At 68.8% G+C, this 13,864-nt stretch carries 12 protein-coding genes; 4 read left to right on the top strand and 8 right to left on the bottom strand.

Translation table 11 applies throughout. The features are described from left to right. Positions 1–59: 59 nt before the first annotated feature. The gene (locus CA983_RS29595; protein WP_086603888.1) at positions 60–392 is read right to left on the bottom strand and encodes a hypothetical protein; all 333 of its coding nucleotides are present in this window, start codon (positions 390–392) and stop codon (positions 60–62) included. A gap of 306 nt (positions 393–698) precedes the next feature. On the opposite strand from CA983_RS29595, the gene CA983_RS29590 reads away from it, so the two are divergent. Then, a complete protein-coding gene (locus tag CA983_RS29590; RefSeq protein ID WP_086603887.1) occupies positions 699–1,226 on the top strand; it encodes a universal stress protein in 528 nt (175 codons plus the stop codon). Between the two features lie 123 nt (positions 1,227–1,349). Further along, positions 1,350–1,916 carry a GPR1/FUN34/YaaH family transporter gene (locus tag CA983_RS29585; RefSeq protein WP_086603886.1) on the top strand — a complete coding sequence of 189 codons (567 nt, stop codon included), beginning with the start codon at positions 1,350–1,352 and terminating at the stop codon, positions 1,914–1,916. Positions 1,917–2,084: 168 nt separating this feature from the next. Here the strand turns inward: CA983_RS29585 and glmS are convergent, their stop codons facing one another. Both glmS and CA983_RS29575 read right to left on the bottom strand, forming a co-directional pair. Then, on the bottom strand, positions 2,085–3,902 hold the full coding sequence (glmS, locus tag CA983_RS29580; protein WP_086603885.1) for a glutamine--fructose-6-phosphate transaminase (isomerizing): 1,818 nt from the start codon (positions 3,900–3,902) through the stop codon (positions 2,085–2,087). Between the two features lie 12 nt (positions 3,903–3,914). Continuing rightward, positions 3,915–4,172 carry a hypothetical protein gene (locus tag CA983_RS29575; protein ID WP_031114246.1) on the bottom strand — a complete coding sequence of 86 codons (258 nt, stop codon included), beginning with the start codon at positions 4,170–4,172 and terminating at the stop codon, positions 3,915–3,917. 186 nt (positions 4,173–4,358) lie between these two features. Here CA983_RS29575 and CA983_RS29570 point away from each other — a divergent pair, with 186 nt between their 5' ends. Further along, the gene (locus CA983_RS29570; RefSeq protein ID WP_208637069.1) at positions 4,359–5,918 is read left to right on the top strand and encodes a purple acid phosphatase family protein; all 1,560 of its coding nucleotides are present in this window, start codon (positions 4,359–4,361) and stop codon (positions 5,916–5,918) included. A 22-nt stretch (positions 5,919–5,940) separates the two neighbouring features. On the opposite strand, the gene CA983_RS29565 is transcribed toward CA983_RS29570, so the two are convergent. Further along, positions 5,941–6,825: a DUF4429 domain-containing protein gene (locus CA983_RS29565; RefSeq protein ID WP_086603883.1), complete on the bottom strand. Its 885-nt coding sequence runs from the start codon at positions 6,823–6,825 to the stop codon at positions 5,941–5,943. A gap of 149 nt (positions 6,826–6,974) precedes the next feature. Between CA983_RS29565 and CA983_RS29560 the strand changes: the two genes are divergently transcribed. Next, complete coding sequence (locus tag CA983_RS29560; protein WP_244207152.1) at positions 6,975–8,510, top strand: beta-N-acetylhexosaminidase; 1,536 nt, start codon at positions 6,975–6,977, stop codon at positions 8,508–8,510. A 188-nt stretch (positions 8,511–8,698) separates the two neighbouring features. On the opposite strand, the gene CA983_RS29555 is transcribed toward CA983_RS29560, so the two are convergent. The 4 genes from CA983_RS29555 to desA are packed head-to-tail and all read right to left on the bottom strand — an operon-like array spanning position 8,699 to position 13,722. Further along, positions 8,699–10,468 (bottom strand): IucA/IucC family protein, encoded by a 1,770-nt coding sequence (locus tag CA983_RS29555; RefSeq protein ID WP_086603881.1) that lies wholly within the window; start codon positions 10,466–10,468, stop codon positions 8,699–8,701. After that, positions 10,465–11,013, bottom strand: coding sequence for a GNAT family N-acetyltransferase (locus tag CA983_RS29550; RefSeq protein ID WP_086603880.1), 549 nt, complete (start codon positions 11,011–11,013; stop codon positions 10,465–10,467). The genes CA983_RS29555 and CA983_RS29550 overlap by 4 nt, the downstream gene beginning before the upstream one ends. Further along, a complete protein-coding gene (locus CA983_RS29545) occupies positions 11,010–12,296 on the bottom strand; it encodes a lysine N(6)-hydroxylase/L-ornithine N(5)-oxygenase family protein (RefSeq protein ID WP_086603879.1) in 1,287 nt (428 codons plus the stop codon). The genes CA983_RS29550 and CA983_RS29545 overlap by 4 nt, the downstream gene beginning before the upstream one ends. Continuing rightward, complete coding sequence (gene desA, locus CA983_RS29540) at positions 12,280–13,722, bottom strand: lysine decarboxylase DesA (protein ID WP_086603878.1); 1,443 nt, start codon at positions 13,720–13,722, stop codon at positions 12,280–12,282. The genes CA983_RS29545 and desA overlap by 17 nt, the downstream gene beginning before the upstream one ends. Positions 13,723–13,864: the final 142 nt, after the last annotated feature.

Genomic DNA, 13,864 nt, shown 5'->3' with positions numbered 1-13,864 from the left:
GGGGAAGCACGGGTGTGAGAAGTTGGCTGAAAAGCAGCGTGCGCGTGCACGGAAACCGGTCAGCCGACCGGTGTATCCCCGCCAGTGTGCCGTCCGCCGCGGTGCGACCCCGTTCCGGTGCGGTGGTGCCGGCCCCGGTGGGGCGCCCGGTCCTCGGCCGCCAGCCGGGCCGCGCCCCGCTCGGACTGGCGCAGCAGGACCCGGCAGGCGCCCGTGACGGCCGCGAGTCCGAGGGCCGTGCCGACGGCATCGGCCAGGGAGGCGCCGTAGCCGAGGAGTACGACCGGGACGAGCAGGCAGCTGAAGGCCGCCCAGCGGACCACGTCCGTCGCGGAGTCCCGCGGCGGCGGGGTCGCGCGGTCCGCCTCGGAGGCGGGGCGAGGTCCGGGCATGCGTGCTCCCTGTGGCGTGACTCACGGAGTTCAACGCGTGGCCGGTGAGCAGGTCACTGTGTGACCGGATCATCCCCGACGGGTAAGTGAATCCTGTGCAAACCGCCTGTACAGCGCAGCAACCATTGCGTTACGGGCGTCGCCTCGTGCATGCTCCCTGGAACCCGCACGCACGGCGGGCGGGATCTGGGCTAAGGAGGCGTGCCGCCGTACCCTTGGGGGTATGGGGTTGGGAAGACCATTCCCGGACACAGCTCCGCCGCACATGTTGTCCCACCCATAAAGGATCACAACGCCGAGACAGCCATGGCCGGTCACGAATTCTTCGAACCCGCGGACCGCAAGCGGCCCGTCGCCGATCCCACGGCGGCCGAGCCCCTGGCGGCGGAAGAGTCACGCCACTCCTGCGATCCCGCCTTCAAGCACGGGGTCGTCGTCGGCTTCGACGGCTCCACGTCCAGTGAGCGCGCCCTGGCGTACGCGATCGGCATGGCCCATCGCTCCGGGTCGGGCCTGATCATCGTCCACGTCGCCAACCGGCTGCCGACCACCGTGTGGGCCGGCTGTGAGCCGCCCGTGTTCGTGGACGTGCCGGACCACCGGACCGAGGTGCTCGGTCTTGAGCTGGCCTGTGCGGACTACCTCGCCGAGGTGCCCTGGATCCTGGTCGAGCGTGGCGGTGACATCTGCCACGAACTCGAAGAGGTCGGCCGGGAGTACGAGGCCGACGCGATCGTCGTCGGGTCGACCCACGGTCTCGTCGGGCGGATCTTCGGCTCCGTCGCCGGGCGGCTCGCCAAGCGGGCGAAGCGGCCCGTCATCGTCATTCCCTGAGTGTCAACTCCCCTTGCTCCCTGGTGCGGTGCGTAAATCTACTCGCGCGTAGAGGTGTTTGTGCCCTTGTGAAGGGCATATACGGGACACCGCACAACTGCACATGCACGAAGGGAGCCCGCCGTGGACAAAGACGTCTCCGCGGGAAGCGGAATCACCACCGTGGTCGGTCGACTCGCCCTGGGAATCACCCTGTTGGCCTTCGGGCTGGGGCACACCGCCGTGATCGACGGGGTGTCGGCTGCTGACGCCGTGTCTATCGCCCGGTACGTGGGCGGCATCGCCCTCTTCGCCGCCGGGCTGATGGCCCTGCGGGGCGGGGACTCYGTCGGTGGGGCGGCGTTCTCGGCGCTCGGGGCACTGTGGTTCACGTGGGCCGTGTCGGTCGACGCCCAGGTTTCCGCCAACGCGGCAGGGTTGTTCCTGCTGTTGTTCGCGCTGGTGGCGTTGTCCCTGACGCTGGCCGGTGGGGATCAGCTCGGGCAGGGCGTGTACGGGCTGTTCTTCGTCTCGCTGCTGCTTCTCGCGATCGCCGTGTTCGCCGAGAACGACGGGCTGGCGAAGGTCGGTGGGTGGTTCGCCGTGGCGGCTGGGGCTGTCGCCTGGTACGCGGCCACCGCGGCGCTCGCGCACTGGCCCACGGCGCTTCCGCGACGCGCTGCCGGCCGGGGAGTGACGGCCACCGGTTAGCTGCGCGGGCCGGGGAGTTGGGCGGCTTCCCGGCGATTGAAACGGACCCCCCGTGCTTGGTGGCAGCACGTGGGGGTCCGTCCCTTTTTTGCGCCTAAACCGGCGCCGCTCTCGCGGACGTGGTGGCTCGCCGCGGGGGTTCCTCAATGATCGCTTCGGTGGTGAGAGTTACTCCACCGTCACCGACTTCGCCAAGTTCCTCGGCTTGTCGATGTCCCTGCCCAGGGCCAAGGCCGTGTGGTAGGCCAGGAGTTGGAGGGGGATGCCCATCAGGATGGGGTCGAGTTCGTCCTCGTTCTTGGGGACGACGATGGTTTCGTCGGCCTTCTCCTGGTGCTGGTGGGCGACCGCGAGGATCTTGCCGCTGCGGGCCTTGATCTCCTCCAGGGCGGCGCGGTTCTTCTCCAGGAGGTCGTCGTCGGGGACGATCGCGACCGTGGGGAGGGCGGGCTCGATCAGGGCCAGGGGGCCGTGCTTCAGCTCGGAGGCGGGGTAGGCCTCGGCGTGGATGTAGGAGACCTCCTTGAGCTTCAGGGAGGCCTCGCGGGCCACCGGGTAGCCCCGCACCCGGCCGATGAAGAGCATCGAGCGGGCCTCGGCGAACTGGAGGGCCAGCTTCTTGACGTCCTCCTCGTGCTCCATGATCTCGGCGATCTGGGCGGGCAGCTTGCGCAGGCCCTCGATGATCCGCTTGCCGTCGCGGACCGACAGGTCGCGGGTGCGGCCCAGGTGCAGGGCGAGGAGCGCGAAGGCGACCGTGGTGTTCGTGAAGCACTTCGTGGAGACGACGCAGACCTCCGGGCCCGCGTGGACGTAGATGCCGCCGTCGGCCTCGCGGGCGATCGCGGAGCCGACCACGTTCACCACGCCCAGGACCCGTGCGCCCTTGCGCTTGAGCTCCTGCACGGCGGCCAGGACGTCGTAGGTCTCGCCGGACTGGGAGACGGCGATGTAGAGGGTGTCGGGGTCGACCACCGCGTTGCGGTAGCGGAACTCCGAGGCCGGCTCGGCGTCGGCGGGGATGCGGGCCAGCTCCTCGATCATCTGGGCGCCGATCATGCCCGCGTGGTACGAGGTGCCGCAGCCGAGGATCTTCACGCGGCGGATCCGGCGGGCCTCGCGGGCGTCGAGGTTCAGGCCGCCCAGGTGCACGGTGGAGAAGCGGTCGTCGATGCGGCCGCGCAGCACGCGGTCCACGGCCTCGGCCTGCTCGTGGATCTCCTTGTGCATGTAGGTGTCGTGGCCGCCCATGTCGTAGGAGGCGGCCTCCCACTCCACGGTGGTGGGCTCCGCGGTGGTGCGGGTGCCCTCCGTCGTGTACGTGCGGAAGTCGTCGGCCTTCAGGGTGGCCATCTCGCCGTCGTCCAGCGTGACTATCTGGCGGGTGTGGGCGACCAGCGCGGCGATGTCCGAGGCGACGAACATCTCCTTCTCGCCGATGCCGAGGACGACCGGGGAGCCGTTGCGGGCGACGACGATCCGGTCGGGGAAGTCGGCGTGCAGCACGGCGATGCCGTAGGTGCCCTCGATGAGCCGGAGGGTCTCGCGGACCTTGTCCTCCAGCTTGGTGGCCTGCGAGCGGGCGATGAGGTGGGTGAGGACCTCGGTGTCGGTCTCGGAGAGGAACTCGACGCCGTCCGCCTCCAGCTTGCGGCGCAGGTCGGAGGCGTTGTCGATGATGCCGTTGTGGACGACCGCGACCTTGCCCTCGTGGTCGAGGTGAGGGTGGGCGTTGACGTCGGAGGGGGCGCCGTGGGTGGCCCAGCGGGTGTGGGCGATGCCGGTCGTGCCCTTGAAGCGGGCCGGGACCTTGGCCTCCAGATCGCGGACGCGGCCCTTGGCCTTGACCATCTTCAGGCCGGAGGCCTTCGGGGACGTGATGACGACGCCCGCGGAGTCGTACCCGCGGTACTCCAGGCGCTGGAGGCCCTCCAGGAGGAGGGGAGCGACGTCACGCTTCCCGATGTAACCGACGATTCCGCACATATATACGCATTCCTAGCCGTAGACGATGCGCCGCAGCTGCCGGAGCGAGAGCTCCGGCGGTGCCACCGCGCGGTATTTGAGATCCGCCTCGATCCGCTCGAAGATCGCCGCGTTCACCAGGCCCTGGGCCTGGAGCTCGCGGTGGCGGCGACGGACGTACTCCTCGGTCGTCTCGTCGAAGTAGGCGAGCACGTCCTGGATCACGCGCAGTGCCTCGCCCCGGCTGAGGGGCGTGGACCGCGTCAGATGATCAACGAGTTCGTCGTGCACTCGGTAGATCCTGGGGTACCGGCGGCGCTTTCGCAAGAATTCTGCCCGGTTTCGGGCACGTGGCCCTGGGGTTTCTTTGGGAGAACGTTGAACCCCTCATGAGTGCTTGTTCGTGCGGCGTCCACCGGGTGGCCGGTATCCCGTTGCCCGAGGCGTCGATTTTTGGACGCCATGGACATTCCTCGTATGGGCGTACCCGAGCGGCTCGCCGAGCGCATGAGCATGGCCGAGCAGCACGAGTACCTGCGCGCCAGGTTCTCCCGGCGCTCGATGATCAGAGGCGGTGCCGTCACGCTCGGTGCCGTCGTGGGTGGCGCCTTCGTGCCGGGTGCCACCGCCCAGGCCGCCGTTCCGAGCGGGCGAACCAGCACCGAGACCGTCGACGGCGCCCTCGTCGCCCCCTTCGGCCGCCACCTCGCCTACGGCACCGACCCGCGCACGGAGATGACCGTCTCCTGGCAGGTCCCGGTCGCCGTCAAGAAACCGTTCATCCGGATCGGCGCCCACCCCACGGACCTCTCCCGGAGGATCGACGCCGAGGTCCGCACGCTCTTCACGCCGGCCGGTGTCGGCGCCAGCGGCAACCACACCCAGTACTACGTCCACGCCAAGCTGACCCACCTGCGCCCGGGCCGGACGTACTACTACGGCGTCGGCCACCAGGGCTTCGACCCGGCCGAACCGCACCTGCTGGGCACCCTCGGCACCTTCACCACCGCCCCCGCGCACAAGGCGCCGTTCACCTTCACCGCCTTCGGCGACGAGGGCGTCAGCTACCACGCGCTCGCCAACAACAGCCTGCTCCTCGGCCAGAACCCGGCCTTCCACCTGCACGCCGGCGACATCGCCTACGGCGACCCGGCCGGCCAGGGCAGGATCGACGACACCGGCTTCGACTCGCGCGTGTGGGACCAGTTCCTCGCCCAGACCGAGTCCGTCGCCAAGTCCGTCCCGTGGATGCCCGCCTACGGCAACCACGACATGGAGGCCTGGTACTCGCCCAACGGCTACGGCGGCGAGGAGGCCCGCTGGACCCTCCCGGACAACGGCCCCGACAAGAAGAACCTCCCGGGCGTCTACTCCTTCGCCTACGGCAACACGGCCGTCATCTCGCTCGACGCCAACGACATCTCCTTCGAGATCCCGGCCAACCTGGGCATCTCCGGCGGCACCCAGACCACGTGGCTGGAAGCCCAGCTGAAGAAGTACCGGGCCGCGCGCGACATCGACTTCATCGTCGTGTTCTTCCACCACTGCGCCTACTGCACCTCCACCTCCCACGCCTCCGAGGGCGGGGTCCGGCAGGAGTGGGTGCCGCTGTTCGAGAAGTACACCGTGGACCTGGTCATCAACGGCCACAACCACCAGTACGAGCGCACCGACGTCATCAAGGACGGCGAGGTCACCAGGAAGCTCCCGATCGGCGGCACCGCCCACCCCGAGACCGACGGCGTGGTGTACGTGACGGCCGGTGCGGCGGGCCGCAGCCTCTACGCGTTCAGCGCCCCGCTGTCGTACGAGGGCAACGAGCACGACGTGGACTCCGTGTCCTCGTTCGTCAACGTCAAGGGCGGCAAGCAGAACGAGACCGTCACCTGGTCCCGGGTGCGCTACCTCGACTACTCCTTCCTGCGCGTGGACGTCACCCCCGCGCCGAAGGGACGCCTGGCCACGCTCACGGTGCGCGGCATCGCCGAGACCGGTGACCAGGTGGACCACTTCACGGTGGCGCGCCGGGCGAAGTAGCGCCCCATGGTGTCCCGGGGTGCTACATCCGCTTGAGGATCGCCTGCTTGGCCAGCGCGAACTCGTCGTCCGTCAGCACGCCCGTGCGGTGCAGCTCACCGAGCTCGCGCAGGCGGCGCAGCAGGGCGTCGTGATCGTCCTCGGCGGAGGCGACCGGAGGAGAAGGCAGTTCCGGTCGCGTGTCCGTCATGTCGCCGGCGGCGGCCCGGGCCGGGTGCGGAAGCCTGGCCTGGACCGCCGCCGCGACCAGCGCCATCAGCGGGTCCTTCTTGAAGCCCCACAGCTCCACGGCGTTGGGGTCGTACTTGGGCGGGGCCTTGGTGGGCGCGTTCCGTACGGTGAAGCGGAGGTAGCCGTTCTCCAGGCCGGCCGCCGGCTGCCACTCCACGCCCGTGATGTCGGTGAGCGCGAGCGTGCGGGCACCGGCGGCGGCCTTGGCGTCCTCCGTCTTCCAGTTCCACTCCAGGCGTATGCGCTCGCCGTCGAAGCCGGCGGTGCCGTCTCCGGCGGAGACCGACAGCGGTACGGCGGGTCCCGGCAGCAGGTACTCGTCGACCGGGTCGGCGGGGACCTGGTCGAGGAGCAGGGCGTTACGGACCTCGTCCGTGAAGTACTCGGCGACTCCGTAGCGGTCGGACTCCACGATCAGCTGGTACGGGTCGTGGGGCTCGGTGAGCCGGCCGCCCGTGGCGTGGAGCAGCGGGTCGGCGCCGTCGCGCAGGCGAAGCCTGAGCCGCCCCGCCTTCTTGCCCTGTTCGAAGGAGATCCCGGCCAACGCCCCCAGCGGGACGACCAGTTCACCCAGCTCCCTGCGCAGCAGACTGACGTTCTTGTCCCGCCCGGGGGTCAGCCGCAGGGCGTCGCCGTCGAAGGCCCAGGTGCCGTCCTTCTGGATGATTTCCGCCATGGGGTGGATTGTTCCACCAGTCTCGCGAGAGAGTGGTCCAGACCTCTTGGAGCTCAACGGCTCATGGAAGGGACACGCTTGTGAGAGACGGCCGTGTGAGACCGCACCACAGAACGCTCCGCATTCTCGGTTCCCTGCTGCTGGTCGCGATGGGCGTCTCCATGACAGGGGCCGCCCCCGCACAGGCGGCATCGCCCACCCCGCTCGACCGCGTGATACCCGCGCCCACTTCGGTCGCCCCGGGCGGCTCCCCCTACCGCATCACCCGCGGCACGCACATCCACGTCGACGGCTCACGGGAGGCGCGGCGCGTCGCCGAGTACCTCGCGGCCTTCCTGCGGCCCTCGACCGGCTACCGCCTCCCCGTCACCGAACACGGCGCCGGGGGCATCCGACTGCGCCTCGCCAAGGGCCCCTTCGGTGCGGAGGGCTACCGCCTCGACAGCGGCCGCCAGGGCGTCACCCTCACCGCGGCCGGGCCCGCCGGTCTCTTCCACGGCGTCCAGACCCTGCGTCAGCTCCTCCCCGCGGCCGTCGAGAAGGACACCGTCCAGCCCGGCCCCTGGCTGGTCGCCGGCGGCACCATCACGGACAGCCCGCGCTACGGCTGGCGCGGCGCCATGCTCGACGTCTCCCGGCACTTCTTCACCGTCGACCAGGTCAAGCGCTACATCGACCAGCTCGCCCTCTACAAGATCAACAAGCTGCACCTGCACCTCAGCGACGACCAAGGCTGGCGCATCGCCGTCGACTCCTGGCCGCGCCTGGCGACCTACGGCGGTTCGACGGAGGTCGGCGGCGGTCCCGGCGGCTTCTACACCAAGGCCGACTACAGGGAGATCGTGCGGTACGCCGCCTCCCGCTACCTGGAGGTCGTCCCCGAGATCGACATGCCGGGCCACACCAACGCGGCGCTGGCCTCGTACGCCGACTTGAACTGCGACGGCGTCGCGCCCCCGCTCTACACCGGCACCGAGGTCGGCTTCAGCTCGCTGTGCGTCGGCAAGGAGATCACGTACGACTTCGTGGACGACGTGATCCGGGAGCTGGCGGCGCTCACGCCCGGGCGCTATCTGCACATCGGCGGTGACGAGGCGCACTCCACCAGTCATGAGGACTACGTCAAGTTCATGGACCGGGTGCAGCCGGTCGTCGCGAAGTACGGCAAGACGGTGGTCGGCTGGCACCAGCTCACCGGGGCGACTCCGGCGAAGGGGGCACTCGCCCAGTACTGGGGGCTGGACAGCACCAGTGCCGAGGAGAAGGCGCGGGTCGTGAAGGCCGCGCAGAGCGGGACGGGGCTGATCCTGTCTCCGGCCGACCGGGTGTATCTCGACATGAAGTACACGAAGGACACGCCACTGGGACTGTCCTGGGCGGGGTATGTCGAGGTGCGGCGGTCGTACGACTGGGATCCGGGGGCGTATCTGCCCGGCGTGCCGGCCGGGGCCGTGCGGGGTGTGGAGGCGCCGATGTGGTCGGAGACCCTCGAGAACTCCGAGCACATCGAGTACATGGCGTTTCCGCGGTTGCCGGGGGTTGCCGAGCTGGGGTGGTCGTCGGGTGCTTCTCGCGATTGGGAGCGGTACAAGGTGCGGCTTGCTGCGCAGGCTGAGCGGTGGAACGCCCTGGGCATCGGCTATTACAGGTCGCCGCAGGTGCCGTGGGATTCCGCCGGTCGGTGATTCGTCTGCGGGTGCGTGGGGGCTGGTCGCGCAGTTCCCCGCGCCCCCAAAACAGAATGCGCAGTTCCCCGCGCCCCTAAAAGACTTCGCCGTTCCCCGCGCCCCTAAGAGAATGCGCCGTTCCCCGTGCCCCTGAAACGACGGGCACCCCGGAGGACCGTACTCCGGGGTGCCCGTCTGTCTGTGGGTCAGAACTTCGCGATCGGGTTCTTGAGGGTGCCGACCAGTTGGAGGGCGCCGGATGGGTCCGACAGGTCGACCATCTGTTCGTTGTTGCGGAGTTGGAGGCGGTTGAGGCAGGACAGTGCGAACTCGGGGGCGAACATGTCGTACTGCTGGAACTTGTCGGCGAGTCCGGGCACCGACTCCTGGTACTCGCGGGTGACCTCCGCGACCGTGCGCCAGAAGTCGTCCTCCTCCAGGATGCCCTCGGTGGCGAGGTTCGCCGCGAGGAAGCGGAAGAAGCAGTCGAAGACGTCCGTGAAGACCGACAGGAGTTTCTTGTCCTCCGGGACCTCCACGCGCAGTCGCTCCACCGTCGGCGGCAGCACCGCGTCCGGGTCCATGACGGCGATCTCCTCGGCGATGTCCTTGTAGATCGCGCGCTGCACGACCCCGTCCTTCAGCACGAGGATGACGTTCTCGCCGTGCGGCATGAAGACCAGGTCGTAGGCGTAGAAGCTGTGCAGGAGGGGAGTGAAGTACGCGCGGAGGTAGTGGCGCAGCCACTCCTTCGGGGTGAGGCCCGACTGCTCGATCAGCGCGCCCGCGACGGACGCCCCCTGGTGGTCGACATGGACCAGCGAGGCCATGGTGGCCAGGGACTCGCCGTCCTTCAGGGACGGCACCGGGCTCTCCCGCCACAGCGCGGCGAGCATCTTGCGGTAGGGCGAGTAGCGGTCCGTCGCCTGCTCGTACTCCAGGTGCCGGTAGCCGACGGCGGCGCGCTCGCGGATGATCGACAGGCCGGTCGACTTCAGGACCTCGTCGTTGTCGATGAGCTGGGCCAGCCAGTCGTTGATCGCGGGGGTGGCCTCCATGTAGGCGGCCGACAGTCCGCGCATGAAGCCCATGTTGATGACGGACAGGGCCGTCTTCACGTAGTGCTTCTCGGGGCTGGACTTGTTGAAGAAGGTCCGGATGGACTGCTGGGCCAGGTACTCGTCGTCGCCCTCGCCGAGGCAGACGAGGTGCTTCCTGGCGACTTCGGCCGCGAAGGTGACGGTGAGTTTGTTCCACCACTGCCAGGGGTGGACCGGGATGAGGAGGTAGTCGGCCGGGTCCAAGTCCTGGTCGCGCAGGACGCCGTGGAAGCGTTCGACGGTCTCCGCGCCCAGCTCCTCACGCAGGAACGACTCGTACTCGATGCCGGCACCGGCCGTGAAGGCGGCACGCGAGCGGTGGGCGGCCAGCCACACCAGGCGGACCGGGCTCGCCGTCTCCGGCGCGTACGACAGGTACTCGTGGATGCCGAAGCCGAGCCGGCCGTTGTTGGCCACGAAGCAGGGGTGGCCCTCGGTCATGCCGGTCTCGATGGTCTGGAAGTCGCCGCGTGCCAGCTCGGCGGCCGTGGTCTCCGGCTTGGTGAGCTTGTAGCAGGTGCCCGAGAGAGTGGAGGAGATCTCCTCCAGGTAGACGGGCAGGATCTCGTCGCTCAGGCCCAGGGACTTCTGCAACTCGATGAAGAAGTCCAGGGCGGCGAGCGGGAGTTCGGAGCCGTCCCGGTGGCGGGTGATCGAGTCGGCGTCGACCTGCCAGTGGTCTAGGGCGCGGACCGTGGCCGTGAAGGTGTACCGGGTCAGGCCGTCGTCGCTGCGGACGACGTAACCGTTCCCGTCCTGCTCGGGGGTGATCAGGCGCTCGTGCGCGAACTCGGCGAGTGCCTTGCGGATCAGGAGGCGGTTGGCCTGCGCCCAGCGGTGGGGGGACAGATGCGCTACGGCGTCGGACAGGGTCATACGGCTACTCCTCGGGCGGCCAGGAACTGCTCACGCGTGCAGAAGCTCAGCAGCGCGCGCTTCTCCGGCTTGTCGATCTCACGGACGGGCACGAAGCCGACGGCCTCGTTCAGCGCGTGCACGGCCTTGTTGCTCACGTCGGGCTCCACGACGACCCGGCGGGTGCGCGGGTCGGCGAACAGCTCGTCCATCACGGCGGTGATGACGGCCCGGGTGAAGCCGTGGATCGGCCGGTCGGTCGGCGCGACGAGGAAGTGCATGCCGACGTCGCCGGGCTCCGGGTCGTACAGCCCGGTCAGCTCGACGTACCGGGGGTCGTACTTCTCCATCAGGAACGCCGGCCGGCCCTCGTGCAGGCCGAGGTAGGCGTGGTGGTGCTCGTGCGCCGCGATACGCATGTACTCGCGCTCGACGTCCGGGAGTTTCGCGTCCTGCATCATCCAGTAGGCCGCCTTGGGGTGGGTGACCCAGGAGTGCAGCAGCTCGGCGTCCTTCAGGGGGTCGAGCGGGCGGATGGTGAACGTGCCGATGCCGGTGGTGCTCATACGGAGAACTCCTGGAACGCGATCGTCTTCTCCACCGGGTAGTACTCGGTGCCGAGCAGCTCGCGGATGATGTACGCGTTCCGGTACGGGCCCATGCCCAGGTCGGGGCTGGTGATGCTGTGGGTGTGGACGCCGGCGTTCTGGAGGAAGATGCCCCGGCCGGTGACGTCGATGGTGTAGTTGCGGGCGACGTCGAAGTTGCCCCGGGAGTCGTAGACCAGGCGGTCCCGCACGGGCTTGAGGAACTCCGGCTCGGCGTACCGGTAGCCGGTGGCCAGGACCAGGCCCTCGGAGGTCAGCTCGAAGTCCTTGCCCTGCTCCTCCTGGCGGAAGCCGAGCGTGTACGTGCCGTTCTCGTACGTGGCGCTGGTCAGGGAGGAGTTGGTGAGCAGGCGCGTGGGCACGGGACCGCCGAGGTTCTTCTGGTAGAGCAGGTCGAAGATCTCGTTGATCAGGTCGCCGTCGATGCCCTTGAACAGGGCCTTCTGCTCGGCCGTGAGGCGGTAACGGGTGGCCTCGGGCAGCTCGCGGAAGTAGTCGACGTACTCCGGCGACGTCATCTCCAGCGTGAGCTTGGTGTACTCCAGCGGGAAGAAGCGCGGGGAGCGGGTGACCCAGTTCAGCCGGTAGCCGTGGACGTCGATCTCGCTGAGCAGGTCGTAGTAGATCTCGGCGGCCGACTGGCCCGAGCCGACGAGCGTGATCGAGTCCTTCTTCTGGAGCTCCGCCTTGTGGCTCAGGTAGCGGGAGTTGTGGATGAAGTCGCCGCCCAGGTCCTGGCAGGCCTCGGGGATGTGGGGCGGGGTGCCCGTGCCGAGGACGAGGTGACGGGCGCGGAGAACGTCTCCGGCCTCGGTGTGTACGAGGTAGACGTCGTCCTCGTACCGGACTTCCGTCACCGTCGTGTCGAAGCGGATGCTGCTCAGTCTGTTCGCGGCCCAGCGGCAGTAGTCGTCGTACTCGACGCGCAGCGGGTAGAAGTTCTCGCGGATGTAGAACGAGTACAGTCGGCCCTTCTCCTTCAGGTAGTTCAGGAAGGAGTACGGGGACGTCGGGTCGGCGAGGGTGACCAGGTCCGACATGAACGGCGTCTGGAGGTGGGCGCCGTCGAGGAACATCCCCGCGTGCCACTCGAAGTCGGGCTTCGACTCCAGGAAGACGCCGTCGAGTTCGTCGATCGGTTCGGTGAGGCAGGCCAGGCCGAGGTTGAAGGGGCCGAGCCCGATGCCCACGAAGTCATGAGTCGCAGGAAGGGGGGACGGGTGTTCAGGACGCGCGGTCAAGGGACTCTCCCAGGTACTGCTCGGCGTGGCCGGCGATCAGATCGAGGACGGCGGCGATGTCGGACGCCTGCGTCTCGGGGTTGAGCAGGGTGAACTTCAGGTAGTGACGGGCGCCGACCTTGGTGCCCGCGACGATGGCGTCACCGGAGGCGAACAGGGCCTTGCGGGCGTAGAGGTTGGCGCGGTCGATCTCGGCGGGGTCGGTGACGGAGCCCGGGATGTAGCGGAAGACGAGGGTGGACAGGCTCGGCTCCACGACGACGTCGAAGCGCGGGTCGCCGGCGAGCAGCTTCCAGCCTTCTCGGGCCAGCTCGCACACCTCGTCGAAGAGCTGCCCGATGCCGTCGGCGCCCATGGTCCTCAGCGTCATCCACAGCTTGAGGGCGTCGAAGCGGCGGGTGGTCTGGAGGGACTTGTCCACCTGGTTGGGGATACGTTCCTCCACCATGCGGCGCGGGTTCAGGTACTCGGCGTGGTAGGTGGCGTGCCGGAGCGTGGCCGCGTCGCGGACCAGCACGGCGGACGAACTCACCGGCTGGAAGAAGGACTTGTGGTAGTCCACGGTGACGGAGTCGGCGCGCTCGATGCCGTTCAGCCGGTCCCGGTGCTTCAGGGAGGCGAGCAGCCCGCAGCCGTAGGCGGCGTCGACGTGCATCCAGGTGCCGAACTGCTCGCACAGCTCGGCGATCTCGGGCAGCGGGTCGATGGAGCCGAAGTCGGTGGTGCCGGCGGTGGCGACGACGGCCATGGGGACGAGGCCGTCCTGCTTGCAGCGCTCCAGTTCGCGGGCGAGGGCGACGGTCTGCATGCGCTTGTCGTGGTCGACGGGTATGGAGACCACGGCGTCCTGGCCGAGCCCGAGCAGTTTCGCGGACTTCTTCACGCTGAAGTGGCTGACCTCGGAGGAGAAGATCCGCAGTTTCGCCAGGGTGTCGGTCTTGGCCTCCTCGCGGGCGAGCAGCAGCGCCTGGAGGTTGGACTGGGTGCCGCCGGAGGTGAACACGCCGTCGGCGGCGGGGCCGAGGCCGATGCGCTCGTTCGTCCAGTCGATCAGTTTGCGCTCGATGAGGGTGCCGCCGGCCGACTGGTCCCAGGTGTCCAGGGAGGAGTTCACGGCGGACAGGACGGCCTCGCCGAGCACGGCCGGGATCACGACCGGGCAGTTGAGGTGGGCCAGGTAGCGGGGGTGGTGGAAGTAGATCGCGTCCCGGAGGTAGACGTCCTCCAGTTCGTCGAGCACCGCGGCGGTGTCGTGCAGCGGCTTGTCGAGGTCGATCGCGTCGATGACGGGAGCGAGGGCGTCGACGGTGACGCCGGTGAACGGCCGTTCAGTGGTGGCGAGTTTGGCGGCCACCCGCTCGACTCCGTCGGTCACGGAGCGGCGGTACTGCTCCGCCGTGGTGTCGTTGAGCAGGTGCGAGCGCATGTGGGGGTCCTCCGGTGGGGACAGTCCGGTGCGGGACAGGGGCGGGCTGAACCGCGGGTTCAACTTAGGTAAGGCTAACCTAAGTTATTTGCCGATCAACCGGGCCCTGCCGTGACTGTGGTCACTCGGGTCGGGTGGGGTG

Source organism: Streptomyces swartbergensis (assembly GCF_002148965.1).
Lineage (GTDB): Bacteria > Actinomycetota > Actinomycetes > Streptomycetales > Streptomycetaceae > Streptomyces > Streptomyces swartbergensis.
The sequence above is the reverse complement of the archived record's forward strand: the minus strand, read 5'-3'. Positions and strand labels throughout refer to the sequence as shown.